Annotated in this window: 12 protein-coding genes, 1 tRNA gene and 1 pseudogene; 5 read left to right on the forward strand and 9 right to left on the reverse strand. The window is 27.5% G+C overall.

The genetic code is table 4. The features are described from left to right. Positions 1–224: 224 nt before the first annotated feature. Positions 225–2,828: an MAG6090-like repeat-containing lipoprotein gene (locus MAU_RS03390; protein WP_004423628.1), complete on the reverse strand. Its 2,604-nt coding sequence runs from the start codon at positions 2,826–2,828 to the stop codon at positions 225–227. Positions 2,829–3,037: 209 nt separating this feature from the next. Between MAU_RS03390 and MAU_RS03755 the strand changes: the two are divergent. Further along, a pseudogene (locus MAU_RS03755) lies at positions 3,038–4,259 on the forward strand (transposase); the annotation flags it as partial. Positions 4,260–4,594: 335 nt separating this feature from the next. On the opposite strand, the gene MAU_RS00735 reads toward MAU_RS03755, so the two are convergent. Together MAU_RS00735 and MAU_RS00740 are read right to left on the reverse strand one after the other, a co-directional pair. Further along, positions 4,595–5,890, reverse strand: coding sequence for an ATP-binding protein (locus MAU_RS00735; RefSeq protein WP_004423630.1), 1,296 nt, complete (start codon positions 5,888–5,890; stop codon positions 4,595–4,597). A 387-nt stretch (positions 5,891–6,277) separates the two neighbouring features. Next, the gene (locus MAU_RS00740; protein WP_004423633.1) at positions 6,278–7,063 is read right to left on the reverse strand and encodes a hypothetical protein; all 786 of its coding nucleotides are present in this window, start codon (positions 7,061–7,063) and stop codon (positions 6,278–6,280) included. A gap of 331 nt (positions 7,064–7,394) precedes the next feature. Here MAU_RS00740 and MAU_RS03395 point away from each other — a divergent pair, with 331 nt between their 5' ends. Further along, positions 7,395–8,285 carry a nuclease-related domain-containing protein gene (locus MAU_RS03395; protein WP_004423635.1) on the forward strand — a complete coding sequence of 297 codons (891 nt, stop codon included), beginning with the start codon at positions 7,395–7,397 and terminating at the stop codon, positions 8,283–8,285. A gap of 20 nt (positions 8,286–8,305) precedes the next feature. On the opposite strand, the gene rlmB is transcribed toward MAU_RS03395, so the two are convergent. After that, positions 8,306–8,998, reverse strand: a complete 693-nt coding sequence (gene rlmB / locus MAU_RS00750) for a 23S rRNA (guanosine(2251)-2'-O)-methyltransferase RlmB (RefSeq protein WP_004423637.1) — start codon at positions 8,996–8,998, stop codon at positions 8,306–8,308. 9 nt (positions 8,999–9,007) lie between these two features. After that, on the reverse strand, positions 9,008–10,219 hold the full coding sequence (gene cysS, locus MAU_RS00755) for a cysteine--tRNA ligase (protein ID WP_004423638.1): 1,212 nt from the start codon (positions 10,217–10,219) through the stop codon (positions 9,008–9,010). 60 nt (positions 10,220–10,279) lie between these two features. Between cysS and argS the strand changes: the two genes are divergently transcribed. Next, positions 10,280–11,905 (forward strand): arginine--tRNA ligase, encoded by a 1,626-nt coding sequence (gene argS, locus MAU_RS00760; RefSeq protein WP_004423639.1) that lies wholly within the window; start codon positions 10,280–10,282, stop codon positions 11,903–11,905. A 96-nt stretch (positions 11,906–12,001) separates the two neighbouring features. On the opposite strand, the gene MAU_RS00765 is transcribed toward argS, so the two are convergent. From MAU_RS00765 to rpoE, 4 genes are all read right to left on the reverse strand, one after another. Beyond that, positions 12,002–12,095, reverse strand: a tRNA-Ser gene (locus tag MAU_RS00765). Positions 12,096–12,261: 166 nt separating this feature from the next. Continuing rightward, positions 12,262–13,008, reverse strand: coding sequence for a thermonuclease family protein (locus MAU_RS00770; protein WP_004423643.1), 747 nt, complete (start codon positions 13,006–13,008; stop codon positions 12,262–12,264). Positions 13,009–13,010: 2 nt separating this feature from the next. After that, positions 13,011–13,859 (reverse strand): class II fructose-bisphosphate aldolase, encoded by an 849-nt coding sequence (locus MAU_RS00775; RefSeq protein ID WP_004423646.1) that lies wholly within the window; start codon positions 13,857–13,859, stop codon positions 13,011–13,013. Positions 13,860–13,898: 39 nt separating this feature from the next. After that, positions 13,899–14,174: a DNA-directed RNA polymerase subunit delta gene (gene rpoE / locus MAU_RS00780; RefSeq protein ID WP_004423649.1), complete on the reverse strand. Its 276-nt coding sequence runs from the start codon at positions 14,172–14,174 to the stop codon at positions 13,899–13,901. 496 nt (positions 14,175–14,670) lie between these two features. Here rpoE and arcA point away from each other — a divergent pair, with 496 nt between their 5' ends. Beyond that, the gene (gene arcA / locus MAU_RS00785) at positions 14,671–15,903 is read left to right on the forward strand and encodes an arginine deiminase (protein WP_004423650.1); all 1,233 of its coding nucleotides are present in this window, start codon (positions 14,671–14,673) and stop codon (positions 15,901–15,903) included. 274 nt (positions 15,904–16,177) lie between these two features. Then, positions 16,178–17,080 (forward strand): 30S ribosomal protein S2, encoded by a 903-nt coding sequence (gene rpsB, locus MAU_RS00790; RefSeq protein WP_004423653.1) that lies wholly within the window; start codon positions 16,178–16,180, stop codon positions 17,078–17,080. The last annotated feature ends 20 nt before the right edge of the window (positions 17,081–17,100 follow it).

Genomic DNA, 17,100 nt, shown 5'->3' on the forward strand with positions numbered 1-17,100 from the left:
GGCCGATTTTGGTGCAAAAATCGTCTTAAATTAAGTTGAAAAATGCATTTTTAGTTGTTTATTTTTAATAAACCTTTTTCATCGTTAATAGTTCAAATTTTGTAATGAAGAATAGATTTCTTAGAAACTTATTAGAAGCATTATTGCAACTTAGTTTTAGTTTGCTATGGTATAAAAAAATAGACCACATTCTATTTTTAAATGCGGGCTATTTTTTATATTTGTTAACTGTATTTCTTTAGTTCTTTTTCAACTTCTTTAATTTTGTCAATTAGATCTTTTTCTTTTTTGTATGATTCTTCTTCTAATTTCTTTAGGTCTTTTGTATAGTTTTCTTCTAATTTAGCAAATACTGATTCTCTTTCTTTAAAGGCCGATGATAATTGAACTTCAGCTCTTTGGTTTTTGGTATCTAGCTTTCTTTTTTCTTCTTCTAATTGCTTTTGTTTTGTTGTTTTTTCTTTTTCTTTATTTGTTAATTCAGAAATTGTTTTTTCTAGTTTTTTAATATCTTGTTCAGCTAAAGCTTTTTCTTTTTTATCTTTTTGGTTTTGAGCATCTTTTTTGCTTACTTCAATATTTGCTTGGTTGTCTTTTTCTTCTAAAATCTTGAATTCTTTTTCAAATGCCTTGAATTCTACTTCTTTTTTAATTAAAGGAGTTTTAATTTCAGCAATTTCTTTGTTTCTTCTTGCTTCAAGAGTTTCTTTTCGGCTTTTTAGATTTTTAATAGCATATTCAGTAACAATCTTAAAGTCATTAAATTCAGAAATTCTTTCTAGATATTCTTGAATAGATTGTTCTGAATTAGAGTCACTATAGATTCAATTTCTGTCATATTCTTCTAATTTAGAAAGAAGTTCTTTAATTTCTTTTTCTGCATTTAATTTAGATTCTATTTCTTCTTCAATGTGTTCATTTAGATCTTTAATATTTGCTGCAAATTTATCATTAATTTCCTTAATTGTTTTTTCAATATTATTCTTATAGGAATCTAAAGAATTTTTTAATTCCATTAATTTCTTTTCTTCAGCTTCTTTTTTAGCTCTTATTTCTAAAGCATTTTTTAGAATTGCATCAAAATCTTTGATTTCTTTTTCTAGTCTACTTGATTCTTCTTTGCTATATTCAAGTAGTTCTTTGAAGTCTGCAATTTCACCCTTAATTTCTTTTAGCTCTTCTTTAAGGTTTGATTTTTCTAATTCAGCTTCAATTTCATTAATTCTTTTGTTATTGTCTTCAATTTGTTTCTTTAAGGCATTCTTTTCATTTTCAATTTCTTTCTGAGTTCTATCCAAAACTCCAAAAGAATTTTTGTTTAACAACTCAATAGCTTGGTCATTATTCTTTTCTAATGAAGCTAATGATGTTGTTAGGAATGCATGTTTTCTTTTTAATAAATTAATTAAGTCATTTAAATATGGAGTATCAAAGAGTTTTTTAGTATGAATTGCAGCAATTGCTTCAGCTCAGGCAATTTCATTATCTTTTTTATTTTTTTCTAGAATTTCTTTAACTTCCTTGTCTGTTAAATAAATATTGATATCTAGCCCTGATTTAGAATCGCTGTAAATTTTAGCTAAAAATTCTTTATCTCTTTTAGCTTTTTCAGTTGCTTTTTTGTAAGGGCTATCAAATAAATCTTTTATAGTGTTAGCTGCTTTAATTTCATCTAACTTAACTTTATTCAAATATCAGTTATCTCTTAGCACTTTGTTAACGTATCTTTCAAGGTCTTCTTCTGATAAATGAATATCTAAGCCTGATTTAGAATTAATGTAGATTCTACCTAAAATTTCTTTTTTTGTTTTTTCAAGTCATTTTTCATGTTCAACGCTAAATAATTCATCTGTAGTTTTAGCTGACTTAATTGCATCAAGTGTGCCCTTATTTAGGTCTCAATTATCTCTTAAAACCTTATTAACGTATCTTTCAAGATCTTCTTCTGATAAATGAATATCAATATCTAATCCGGATGCTGAATCAGTGTAGATTTTTGATGTAATTTCTTTATCTCTTTTAGCCTTTTCAATTGCCTTGTTGTATGGACTATCAAACAAATCAGAGATCATTCTTGCAGCAGCTTCAATTGCTTTTTCTCATTGCAATTCTTTTTGCAATTCTCTTTCAACTAATTCAGCGGCATACTTTTCTTCAGCTTCCTTAATTTTATCTGCCATTGAATCATCAAACATACCTTCAACTTCATCAGCTGAAGCTTCTTTATGCATTTCTGCCCTATATTGATCATCTAATATTTTTTCTATGTTTTTAGCTTCTTCTTTTTCTCTAGGAATTTCTTTATCTAAAATTAGCTTAGCTGCATTTCTATGATTTGCTCTTTCAATTTTGGCTAAATAAGCTTTAGCTCATTCATCTTGTTTTTTTAGATCGGCTTCTTCAGCTTTTTTAATACTTTCTTTATCAATTTGATGGGTTAATATATCAAATAGATCACCTGTGATTTTTGCAGAAGTTCTTTCTAATTTCGCAATTTCTTCTTCCTTGGTTAATTCTCTTGTAGTTGCTGGTTTGTTTTTAACTTCTTCAATTTTTTTCTTTAAGTCTTTTAGTGCCTTACTAAATTCATCAGCACTTTTTAGTTTTTCTAGATCTTTTTTAGCATCAGTTAAAATTTTTTCTAATTTCTTTTTTGCTTCTTGATTTAGATTTTTATCATCCTTAATTTGTTTTTCTAATTTTGCAATTTCAGCTTTGAAGTCTTTCTTTTCTTTAGGAGTTTTATCTTTGCATGAGATTGCTAAAAATGGTGTTGTAACTGTGGCAACAGCAGTTGCGCTTAATAATAATGCAAGACTTTTTTTCATGTGTTTTTTGTTAATTTATTTTGTGTTTCCCTTCTAATTTTCTTTGTTTATTTTTATTTTAGCCCTATCCAAAAAAAAAAAAAAGGCCGATTTTGGCCAAAAAAATTCTCAAAAACACTGAAATTAAAGCAAAATTCAACTCAAAATAAGCAATTTTTGAGATTTTAAGCTCTAAACGCTAAAATTGCATAGTCCCCCAAAAACCGGACAAAACATATAAGAAAGAAAAGGTAACATTTAAAGCTTCAATGAAAAACTTTGGTGACTATTAATTAGCAAAATTAGTTTCCAGTGTTCTATTAGTCGAATTAAAAAAGGTATATCCATCTGATACTGCAGAAAAAATATATGCCATTTGTTTACTTTGCTCATTCAATCCAAGGATGACAAACAATAGAATGGAAGAGAATTTTTATGAATCTTATATATTAGTTGAAAAACCTCAACTTAAGTTAGGTAAAAATAGCGTTTCTACTTTGATTAGATGGATTGGTAAGGATTAAAGTTATTGAATTTATTCAAAATCGAGTTAATAAGATTGATGAGGATAATAAAATTGCCATCGTGGGAATGCTTAAAAATAACAATAGTAAGATCAATTCTCTAAATGATTTTTATTATAAATCTAAGCTAAAAAATAGCAAAAATATATCAATTTTAATTGCCTTTAATGTAACAACAAGGGATGTTATTTGCTCACTTCCTTATTCAGGAAATTGCATAGATATTACAAGTTTTCCTGATTTTTTAGAAAAAACTGGTATTAACAGGGTAATTATTATTGGAGATAAAGGAATAAATTGTAAAGAAATAGTGACGGATATAGGATTTATATATCCACTAAAAAGGTCATCAAAACTTCTTGAAGAAATAGATGCATATAATATGACTGATAAACTTAATGATAAAGAAGACCCAACATGATGTAAAAAAGTATTTCATAAGGGACTATATTACTATTCATTTAGAAATCTAAAAAAAGCAACTAAAGAAGAATAGGATTTTATGTCAAGTAAGATTTTTTCAATCGAAAGATATAAGAAAATAAAACATAAATTCGGAACAATTGTCTATGTTTCTAACCAAGATATTAGTTGCGAAGAGGCACTGAATTTGTATAAGCAAAGATGAGATATTGAACTACTAAATGATTTCTATAAAAATACTTTAGAACTAGAAACTGTGCGACAACATGATGACTATAGTGTCTATGGCGATGAATTCTTGAACATGCTAATTCTTATTATAAGCAATCGAATAAAGAATAAGTTTTTAGATTCAAAAGCTTTGGAGATAGAAACTTATTGTGATGTAATGAAAATATTTAAGCAATTTAAAAAAATTCAAATGCTATCTAGAAATGACATTTGATATGAAATTGAGCTTCCAAAAAAGAGTTTGGAATTTATTAAAAAAATCTTATATAGTTAATTTTTTGGGAATCCTTTACATAAATTAGGGCTATTTTAAAAAAAATTAATTAAAAAATGCTGGGAAATTTCGCGATTTCTCAGCTTTTTCTCGACATTTATATAATTTTGTGGTTTTTTATCTTTTTTTCAATAGTTATATTATTAGAATTTCTTTAATACAAATATATAATGGGACTTAAAGAATTTAAAGTAAATAATGATAATAAACAATATTTTAATTGTGCAAAGAGAATATTAATTTAGAAATTGTTGGATATAGTTATATTTAGAATCAACTACCGCAATAACAAATATGTTTTTGTTTAAATTTATATTAATGTGTCCATTTTATACTTATAAATTAAGGACATTAGGATCTAGTAAAAATCTATTAAGCCCAATGTACAATATTCCCCTTGAATCATAATGTTCAAAAATATCATCATAAACAATTACGATTTTTTTGTAATTGTCGTTAATCTTTAATAATGGTTTGATTTCTTGTTCTTTTTTTGATTCATCATCAATGTTAAGCGCAACTTGAATATAGTATTTTGTATTGATAAAGCTCGCTATAAAATCAATTTCTAAACTATATGCATTGCGTTTGTTATTAACTGTTTCATCAAGTAAAATATGTCCCACATCGACATTAAAACCGCGAGTTTTTAGTTCGTTGTAAACAATATTTTCCATTATATGCGAGCGGTCTAAATCAGTGAAATCCAGTCAAGCATTTCTTAATCCTATATCAGTAAAATAATATTTCAGTGGTGTTGAAAAATATTTTGCTCCTTTTATATCAAAACGTTTAGCTTTTGAGATAATAAAAGAGTCTTCAAAATGTTGAATATAATTAGAAACAGTATTAGGGTGAATTTTAATTTTGTATTCTGATAAAAATCTATTTGATAATTTGTTTGGATTTGTTAATGAACCAATATTGGAAGAAATAAAATTTAATAATGTTTCCAATAAGTATTGATCGTTGTTTATTCTGTGTTTATCTAAAATATCTCGGATGTATGTAATATCAATTAGATTTCTCAAATACTTAGCTCTTTCAATATTTGATTCAATTTTGTAAACATATGGCATTCCTCCATAAGTAAAATATGTCTTTAAATCAAAATCGTTTACTTGCTTGCTTTCAAATATTTCTTTAAATGTTAATGGATATACTCTAATTTCGTCACCTCTGTCGCGAAATTCAGTAACAATTTCACTAGAAAGCATTCTTGAATTACTTCCTGTTACATAAATATCAATATTTTCATATTTCATCAAACCAATTAAAACATTAGGAAAGTCAATTTTGCCTTCATCGTTTTCATAATGAGGATTTTTAATTGGTTTGCAATTTTGAATTTCATCTATAAAAACATAATATTTAATATCTTTGTTAGCAGTTTTGCTTAAAATGTAGTTATATAATTCCAAGGGATTGTGATATTTTGCATTAGCAATATCTTCTAGATTTAGAGAAATTATTTGTCTTTCTTCAACACCATTTTCCAATAAGTAATTTTTAAATAAATTAAACAATAAATAAGACTTGCCACAACGTCTAATACCAGTAATCACCTTTACTCTGCTATTATATATTTTTGAAATTAGTTGCTCTAAATATTTGTTTCTTTGTATGTTCATAATAAGGAACCTTTTTAATTTGTTTGAATTTTTGTAAATAACAAAAAATCCGTTATACGATAAAATTATATGGAATTCCATACTTTTTTATCGTAAAACAATGTTTTTTCATCTAAATACAATAAATTTATATGGAATTACATACTTTTTTATTCTAATTTTTAAATACTATCAATCAAGTCACTAATTGTTTGATTTTAGATAATAAATATTCAATTTTGCACAGTCCCCCAAAACCGGACAAAACATATAAGAAGAAGAGGGAGTTTTTTATATGTTTAAATAGTTTTATAATCTTGCATAAGCTTTCTAAAACAGCAAACAAAAAATAGACCACCATGTGTAACTATGGTCTATTTTTTTTAAGCATCATTAGAAAGGTCTAATTTATTTTAGATGTTCAGGTAATTCATTGTTTAGAATCTTATCTGAAACGTCTGATAAATAATCTTTTAGTTCCTTTTCTTCTTCTTTAGGAATACCAATTCAATTTTCACCATTATTTATTGAAACTGAGTTGTTGTATACGCTTTCATTGGATGTAGCAACTGCTTTTTTAGGTAATGATTCTTTTCAAAGATTTCATTCATCTCCTAATCAATCACCAGTTGATTCAGAAGAAGAAAATAAGTGCTCAAATAATGCTATTTCTTCATCCACTAATTTCATAGCCTTGATTTCTTCTTCTTTATTTATTTTTGCAGTAATTCAGCCAAGATCTTCTCCGGTTGGACTATCTATAAAAATAGAATCTCATGAAACTTTTCTTGTTTCAGGTTTTTTAGGAGTTGGAGCAGGTGTTACTGGAGCTGGAGTTACATGGTTAGATGGATTAGTTTGACTTCCAGGAGTGTTGTCTGAAGTTTCCTTCTTTGCTTCTTCAACTTTTTTCTTTAAGTCTTCTAATGCTTTTTTAAAGTCTTCAGGTTTTGTTCATTTTTCTTGTTCTTTTTTTGCTTCTTCAAGAATTTTTTCTAGTTTCTTTTTAATTTCAGGTTTTAAGTTGGTATCTTCTTTAATTTCTTTTTCTAATTTAGCAATTTCAGTTTGAAATTCTTTTTTTTCATCAACTTTTTTAGGGGTTTCTTTAGTGCCACAAGAGATTGCTAAAATTGGAGTTGTAATTGTTGCAATTGTAGTTGCGCTTAATAATAATGCAAGACTTTTTTTCATGTGTTTTTTCTTTAATTATCTATTCTTTCCTTTTAATTTTTCTTTGTTTATTTTTATTTTATCCCTAACCAAAAAAAAAAGGCCGATTTTGGCAAAAAAAATCATCAAAAACACTGAAAATTGGCTAAAAAGCAATAAAAAATAACAATCTATGAATAAGAGCAACTAATTGAATTTCAAAATTACAACACCAAAAAATAAGGAACTTTATAAGGTCTTATAGTGAGGTTTTTTATTCTAATTTAGATTAAAATATAGATATAAAAGAAATTCACAAAACTTTCTTTAAGATAATTTAATTTCTTTTTATTTGGAAGTAAAAAAATAGGTTATGGTAATTCTTTTTATATTCTTAAGTTTATTAGTAATTGGTATTATTGCTGCTATTATAACAGCAATTACTTTTGTTTCAAAATCAAAAAAAGAGGCTAATAATAAAAATACAAATCTAAATAAGATAAATAAAGAACAATCTCACATTAACCAAAATAACTTTTTTAATTCTTCTTCTTTTTTTCCAAAAGAAAAAACGGTTTACAAGCCTAATCAAAATCCTTATTCTAATCCTTCATATTTTCCACAAGAAGATCCCTTATATATACCTAAATGGAAAATGTTTGAAAATGAAATCAAATTTAAACTTAGTGAGCTAGCAATAAGAAAAAAATATTGAATTATTGATGGTGGACTTTTTAAACATGATGAAAATAAGTATTTTGAAATTGATGCAATTTTAATAACTAAAAAAGCAATTTATATTGTCGAAGTTAAACATTTCAGTGGTTCTTTAATTGGTAGTTATGAGGATAAAACACTTCTTTTAGTTGATGGTAATAACAAAATTGAAGTTACAAATCCTTTTGACCAAAATGATAGACATATTTGGCATCTTAAAAAGATTTTAAAAGAAAAAGTTACTATTTGTTCATTCATTATTCTTGAGAATTTAATTAGTTTAGAAATTCAAGGGCAAAATAAAAATCCCACATTAGTTGCATCTTTAACTAATGTGGAAGATTATTTAGATATTTTTGAATCTTATTTGGTTGAAGATCTTAATTTAAGCAATGATAAACTAGAATCAATTATTAAAAAAATTACAGATGCAAGTGCAAATAGTGCAATAGATGAATTTAAATTTCAACAAATTATTTCAAATCAAGATGACGATGATAATAACAAGACTAAAAATAAAGATGATGATGAAGAATTGATATTTTAAATTTAAGCAAATTAGAAGAATTATTTTGTTTGTTTAAAAAGCTCATATAAAAAAATAGAAGTGGCATTTGAGACATTTAAAGATTGCACTGCTTGAGGTGCTTGTTCAATATAAATTATTTCATCAGATTCTTTAAGGAGTGTTTTTGAAATGCCACTGCCTTCATTGCCAACAATTAGTCCAACTGGAAAACTAAAGGAAGTGTCTGAAAGTTTTTTTGCTTCTTTATTTAAAGCACTTCCATAAATTCAAAAACCATTTTGTTTTAAATATTTAATTGCTTCTAGAAGACTATTTGTTTTAATAATTTTAATATTCTTAAAACCTCCAGAAGAAATCTTTAAAACAGTTGGCGTTACTTCAACACTTCTATCTTTTGGAATAATAATGTAAGATACTCCAAAAACGCTACAGCTACGTAAAATTGCACCAAAATTCTGGGGATCCTGAATGTGGTCAAGAATTAAAACAATTTTGGGATTATTCTTTTTAATAATGCCAATATCATCATATCTAAAAGCATCAATTTCAGCAACATATCCTTGGTGATTGCCATTTACTAATTTATCTAGTTCAGCTTTTTTTAAATAAGCAATATTAGAAAACTTAATTTCTTTATTTTTTAGTGAATCTAATAAATAGAGTTTCTTAATTGGATACCTATCAGCCAAAGCTTCTAAAACGGAATTTTTTCCATAAATATAATTTTTCATAAATACGTCTTAAATTAATTTCTTTTCTTTCAAAATATCTCTTAACAAATCAGCTTTCTTATAGTTTTTATTTTCAACAAGATTTTTCCATTCTAAATAAAGATTTTTATCTTTTTTATTTATTTTTTTGGATGGAAAAATGAAACCTAGAATGTTCATTATTGCTAAAAAGGTTGGAATATCAGCTTCTTTTTTTGATAGTTGAATAATTTCTTTGTAAGCACCTGCAAAATTAAGATTAGCAACTTCGAAAATAACTTCATTTATTTTTTGTGTATTAGGTTCAACGTTAGTTTCATTCAATTGATTTTTATTGGAAATTAATTGAAATTTATTGATAATTGATTGAATTGATTGGAGCAATTCATCAGTTAAATTAATTGGTTTGGAATAATTAGTTGTTAGCATAAGAAGCTTATAAGTATCTACATCATATTTTTTTAAAAAATCATGCGGGAAAATAAGATTACCAATTGATTTTGACATCTTTTGGTTTTTGTAATTTAGAGTACCAAAATGCATTCAATTTTTTGTTATAGGTTTTTTATAGATTGCATAATGTTGAATATTTTCATTTTCATGATGCGGAAAAATTAAATCAATACCGCCACCGTGTAAATCAATAGTTTCACCATTGAAATATTTAGCAATAAAACAACTACATTCAGTATGTCACCCAGGGCGGCCAAGTCCAAAAGGACTTTCAAATTTAATACCTAAATTTGTATCTTTTCAAAGCGTAAAATCAGCTTTATTTTTTTTCTTTAAATCTAAGGCTGTATCTTCTTCAGCAACTAAGTTTTCTATTCTTTGATTGCTTATTTTTCCATATACATCACGAAATTGTTGCACATCAAAAAACACATTGCCACCTACTTGGTAGGCAGCGTTGCTATCTAGCATTTTTTGTATATATTGATAGATATCATTAAGTGAATCTGTAACCCGAACAATTTGTGTTGGTTTTATTAAATTAAAGCTATCAAATAAAGACAAATAATAGTCTTCATATTTCTTAGCAATTGCAGCTTCAGTTGTGTTTTCTTCCATTGCTTTTTTGATGATTTTGTCATCTATATCTGTAATGTTATTAAGATAAAAAATCTCTTGTCCTAAGTGCTTTTGTGCCCTAATTAGAAGATCAAAAGTGACTGTTGGGCGCAAGTTTCCAATGTGTGGATAATTGTATACAGTTGGGCCACATAAGTAGTATTTTTTCATGCAATTCATTATATATTAAATAAAATTCTTTTGGTATATATTTCATATATAATTTAGTTTATGAAAATGGTAAAAGAAATCATTATTGATTCTTTAAAAGAATCGTTAGATAAACTAAAAATAAACAAAGAAATCATTTTAACAGAAGCAAAAAACTATGGTGATTATTCAACTAATATTGCTTTAACTTTGCAAAAAGAATTAAGCAAACCTGCAATTGAAATTGCTCAAGATATTGTTAAAAATATTGATTTGAATAAGTATAAGCAAATTAGTGAAATTAAAATTGCCCAACCTGGATTTATAAACTTCTGAATCACAAATGAAACTTTTGCTTCAACTGTTAATATGATTAATAAGTTAGGTGCTGAATACGGAAATGGCTCAAAAGAAGGGAAAGGAAAAATTAATGTTGAATTCGTTTCAGCTAACCCAACTGGATATTTACATATTGGCCATGCCCGTAATGCAGCAATCGGAGCTACTCTATGTAACATTTTAGAAAAAGGTGGGCATAGTGTAGTTAGAGAATATTACATCAACGATTATGGAAATCAAATGAATAAATTAGCAATCTCAGTTTATTCAAGATATCAACAAATTTTTAATCCAAACTATGAACTGCCAGAAAATGCTTACCGTGGTGGAGATATTATAGAGTTTGCCAAAGCATTTTATAACAAGGTAGGAAACAAATATCAAGACGTCGAATATACTGCTGAAATTGAAGAAATTTTTAGAGATTTTGGTAAGGAATTTGCTTTAGAAAATATTAAGAAAGATCTTGGCAGATTTGGTGTTTGATTTGATATTTTTGCATCAGAAAAAGAACAATACGAAAATGATCTAATCTGACCTGCAATAAGAAGATTAAAAACAACATATGAAAAAGATGGCGCCACTTGATTACAAACCACAAAAGGTGGTAGAGACGATAAAGATAGAGTTATCATTAAAAGCAATGGTGAATCTACTTATATGTGTGCAGATATTGCATACCACGAACGTAAATTCAAAGCCTTAAATGATCCAGATAAAGGTATCATTATTGATGTTTGAGGTGGCGACCACTCTGGATATGTTGAACGTGTGAAGTTTGCTTTTGAGGATTTAGGATACCGTAGAGAGCAAATGGAAGTACTACTTTTCCAACTTATTAGAATTATGAAAGATGGAAAAGAAATCAAGATGTCTAAACGTCTTGGCACTTCTTTAACAATGCGTGAATTAATGGATGAAGTTGGTAAGGATGCAATTAGATTTTTTTTAATTGAAAGATCATATAATTCAAGAATTGATTTTGATATTAGAAAAGTTACAGGTACTGATGAATCAAACTCCTTGTATATCATCAAATACGCACATGCACGTTGTGTGCAATTGCTTGAAAAATTTGATTACAAAAATCCACAAGCATCTGAATTTAGTGACCAATTCTCCCAAAAATTAATTGCTGAGCTAAAAGAATATCCAGACTTAATTGCTACAATGGCAAAAAGTTACAAAGTTAACTTACTTCCTCCATACTTACTAAAATTAGCTGGTACTCTAAACTCATTCTATTCAAACATTAAAGTAGCAAATTCAGAAAATGAAGAAAGCTATGTTGCTTTAATTAAAGCAGTAAAAACCGTTTTAGCTGACGGAATGAAATTAATGGACTTAGATATCCCTAACAAAATGTAATAAGAAATTAAAAACCTCACTTAGATTTTCTTAGGCGAGGTTTTTATTTCTGTTTTTTTTAACTTTTTTATTTCCTTAAAAAAGGCATAAAAAAAATGGCGGGTAAGAGAGGATTTGAACCTCCGCGGGTGCTTTATACACCCCTACAGTCTTAGCAGGACCGCCTCTTCGACCACTTGAGTACTTACCCATCATTAGGTTAAAAAAATATAAAATAATTATATAAAATATATTCTATTTATTTAAAAATAAGCAAATAAATTAAGTTAAGTATTTAGAAAAAGAACAGAAAAAAATGGGATTAAATTTAAGAAATATCTAATTTGAAATGCAATATTTTAGGCTATAAATAGTGACTAATTTTTTGGGAAGATTTGTACAACATTTTCCTTTCAAAATCCTTTATTTTCTTTTCTAGCCGTCCCTTCAGCTTTTTTTATTCAATCGTAATAATTTGTATTTTCTGTGTAATAGAGATCACCTAAAACTCTAGAAATATAACGCATTTTAGCAAAACCTAATTCAACTAATTCCTTATTTAAACAGATTAATTCATTTTCTTTTGTAAGAATGACAACAATACCAATAATGCGTCCATATTTATCTGTCAAACTATATTTTGTATCTTTTTTAAAGCTTTTTGTTTTTTGGGGAATTATTCAAATTTTTTTAGCTTCTTCTAATCTATTTTTTGTGTGTTTGGAAGCTAAGGTTGCATATTTAAATTGAACTCCAGTTGTCGGAATTCTTTTTCCATTTGGTAGCCTTTTTGATTTTTCAGGAGTATCAATACCTGCAAATCTTACTGTAACTACTTCTTTGTTGGTTTTATGATTTAAAAAGTCTGCAGTATCGCCATCTTTAGTGAATTTAAGAGATACTTGTGTTGTCTTATTGTGTTTAAATTCATCTGAAAATTCGTATTCTACATTATTAAGAATAATTGACTTTGATAGAAGTTTATTTAGTGCATTAGGGTTGCTTTTTTCCTGATTTTCATTCTTAATTTCTTTATTGGTTTCACATTTTAAAGAAATTAAGGGTAATGGAAGAAAAGCTGCAGTTGGAATTAAAAATAAAGAATTCTTTAGTAATCTCTTCATTTTTATTCCTTAAATTTATCCAAAATCTCAATGACTTTGTTATAAATTGCTTCATTTGGTAACTTATATAGTCTTCTTGGATTGTAATTCTTATTTTCCATTATGTCATTGGTTTTAATGAAAGATTCTAGTGCTCTTGCATTAGCTATTTGAAGCTCTGTGTTGATATTAATTTTGGAAACTCCTAAACTAATGCATTTTTTTAAGTCAGTGTCACTTATACCAGATCCACCATGCAAAACAAAAGGCATATTTAAAGTTTCATTTAATTCTTTTAGCAAAGAAAAGTTTAGTCCTTTTCAATCACTTGGATATTCTCCATGAATATTGCCAATCCCTACTGCTAGCATATCAATACCTATTTTTTTAAATGCTTTTGCTTCATTTAAATTTGTATAAGAAATTTCGCTTATAACTCCATCTTCAGCTCCACCTATTCTTCCAATTTCACATTCAATTGAAAGATTTTTTTTCTTACATATTTCACTTAGTTTTTTTGATAGCTCAAGATTTTTTTCAAATGGTAATTTACTGCCATCAAACATAATTGAACTAAATTTTGCTTTGATTGCTTCTAGACAATCAAAATAAGAGCCATGATCTAAATGTAAACATACAGGAATTTTTATTTTTAAATCTTTGATTAGACTTTTTACAAGACTATAACAAACATTATATCCCCCAAAATACTTAGCAGCAGAGGGGCTAACTCCTAAAATAATTGGGACATTTTTATAATTTGCTGCAAGAAGAATCTGTTTAGTTCATTCAAGGTTGTTGATGTTAATATGAAAAACAACTTTTTTATTCTTGTAAGCGTTTTGGATTATTTCTTTAGCATTAACAAGCATTTTTTTAAAAAAAGTTAAAAATAGAAACTAATGTGGTTATTAGTTTCTAATAAATTCAGGTCTTTTTGTTGTTCATGTTCCATCAGCATTATGAAAAAATCTACCATCTACAGTTAATAAACGATATAGTTCACCACGTTTTTTTAGCAGTATTGTTTCATCATCCACACTTGCATCAATTTCTTCTCTTCAGCGATCGAATAAAACTTTTTTAACTTGGTCAAATAGTTTTGTAAAGTCCATTTTTAGTCTTTTGTCTAGAATTTCTTGGGCAACATCTAGTAATGTTTTGTATTCATTTTTTTGCTTTTCCATTTTTTTGTCTTTCTTTAAAAATAAAGTTAACTTAAAACTTCATTTTTATATTAATTTTTATATCTATAACTTCTAAATTAGAGGTAATTAATTTAAGGGAAGAATGCTTAAATTAAGCAATTTTTTAGGCATTCTTAACCTTTATTATAGTCATTATATTGTTATAGACTAATAATAAAGAAAAAATGAAGAAAAATTAAAGAAAAGTCTTTTTTTGTTTTTATTATAAGAAAAATTCAAATTATAAATATATATAAAAATTCCATTTCTTATAACTTTAAAAATAATCTAAATATTTTTTAGATAACTCAAAAAAAGGGTTTATATAAAGTAATATAATTTAAGTGTATAAATATTTGCTAGATCATGTTGTTGCATAATTTCAATTAAATCTAAATTACATTTTAATAAGGATAAGAAGCAAAAAAACATTCTAAATTACATATTTATACATTATGTAAACAAATATATTGTTTATATTGAAAGAAAGGGAAAAATGTCTGTATTTGATAGTAAATTTAAAGGAATCCATGTTTATTCTGAAATTGGGGAACTAGAAACCGTTTTAGTTCATGAACCAGGTCGTGAAATTGATTACATCACACCAAAGAGATTGGACGAATTATTGTTCTCAGCTATTCTAGAAAGCCACGAAGCAAGAAAAGAACACAAACAATTTGTTGCTGAACTTAAAGCTAACGATATTAATGTTGTTGAATTAACTGACTTAGTTGCAGAAACATACGACTTAGTATCACAAGAATTAAAAGACAAATTGATTGAAGAATTCTTAGACGACTCATATCCAGTTCTAACCGAAGAACACAAGAAAGCAGTCCGCAGCTTCCTAAAATCACGGAGCAGCACACGTGAATTAATTGAATACATGATGGCAGGTATTACTAAATACGATTTAGGAATCGAAGCAGAAGGTGACCTAATCGTTGATCCTATGCCTAACTTGTACTTTACACGTGACCCATTTGCATCAGTTGGTAATGGTGTTACAATCCACTACATGCGTTACAAAGTAAGACAACGTGAAACTCTATTTTCAAGATTCATTTTTGATAACCACCCTAAACTAGTTAACACACCAAGATACTACGACCCATCATTGAAATTATCAATCGAAGGTGGTGACGTATTTATCTACAACAATGACACATTAGTAATGGGAGTTTCAGAAAGAACTGACTTAGAAACTGTAACATTGTTAGCTAAAAACATTGTTGCTAACAAAGAATGTGAATTCAAACGTATCGTTGCAATTAATGTTCCTCACTGAACAAACTTAATGCACCTAGATACATGACTAACAATGTTAGACAAGGATAAATTCCTATACTCACCAATTGCTAACGATTACTTCAAATTCTGAGACTATGACTTAGTAAACGGTGGCGCAGAACCACAACCAGTTGTTAATGAATTACCTCTAGACAAACTACTAGAATCAATTATCCACAAGAAACCAATTTTAATTCCTATCGCAGGTGAAGGTGCTTCTCAAATTGATCTAGAAAGAGAAACACACTTTGATGGTACAAACTACTTAGTACTAAGACCAGGTGTTGTTGTTGGTTATGCACGTAACGAAAAAACAAACGCTGCACTAGAAGCTGTTGGAATTAAAGTTCTTCCATTCTACGGAAACCAATTATCATTAGGTATGGGTAACTCACGTTGCATGTCAATGCCTCTATCACGTAAAGATGTTAAATGATAATAAATTTCTAAGAAATTAAGAATATTTATTTCAAGAATTTCAAAAAAATCTCTTGGCTAAATGCCTTGAGATTTTTTCTATTTTCTATTTTTTTAAATCTATGATAAAATATAGTTCATACTTTTTAATATAAAAAGTAACTGGTAAATTAGTCTTATTAAAAATAATTTATCAAACACTATTGTGGATTCAGCTGCGTGTGCTATTTTTTAATAGTGTTAGCTGTTGGAAGCAATGGGAAGAAAAAACAAACTAAATAAAATTAAGGAAAAAAATGTCAGATTTAAATATCAATGAACAAAAATCAGCTGAAACAAAAGTATCACCAGCTGAACAACCAATTGTTTCAAGAGAAAAACTTTTAGAAGCTGGAACTTATTTTGGACACAAAATTAGCCGTTGAAATCCAAAAATGAAACAATACATTTATGGAAAAAGAGCAGGAATTCATATTATTGACATAGCAAAAACCCAAAAAACTTTGGAATATGCTTACAAACTGCTAAATAAAATGGCACAAAAACCAGTTTCATTTATTTGAGTTGGAACAAAGAAACAAGCCAAAAATGCAATCAAGGATGCAGCAGCAAGAACAAATTCAGTTTATGTTTCTGAACGTTGACTAGGTGGAACTTTAACTAACTCCCAAACTATTTTTAGAAGTGTAAAAGAACTTGAAAGACTAGAAGAGTTACAAAAAAATGGTTATAAAGGTTACACTAAAAAAGAAGGTCTTTTATATGATAAAAAAATTGCTAAGCTACAAAAGAATTTAGGTGGAATTAGAAAACTAGCATCAAATGCAGCAATGCCAAATGTTATGATCGTAGCTTCTCCTATTGAAGATGAAATTGCAATTAGAGAAGCAAAAAGAAAAGGTCTAAAAATCTTTTCAATCAATGACACTAACTCTGATCCTGATTTATCAGATTTTGTAATTCCAGCAAATGATGACACAGCAAAATCAATTACTTTAATTATTACAATTCTAGCTGATGCTATTGCTTCAGCAAGAGGTGGTAAACAATTATTTGCCTTTAAACCAAATGAAGAAATAGTATTACCAGAAGACCCAAGAGCAGCTGAAAATAGAGCAAGAGCAGCAGCAGCCAAATTAAGTTTAGAAGCAGCAAAAAAAGAAGCAGAAAAAGCAGCTGAAACTAAAGAAGAAAAATAATTTAGTTTACTTAAGGAGAA

The sequence above is a fragment of the Metamycoplasma auris 15026 genome, assembly GCF_000367765.1.
Lineage (GTDB): Bacteria > Bacillota_I > Bacilli_A > Mycoplasmatales > Metamycoplasmataceae > Metamycoplasma > Metamycoplasma auris_A.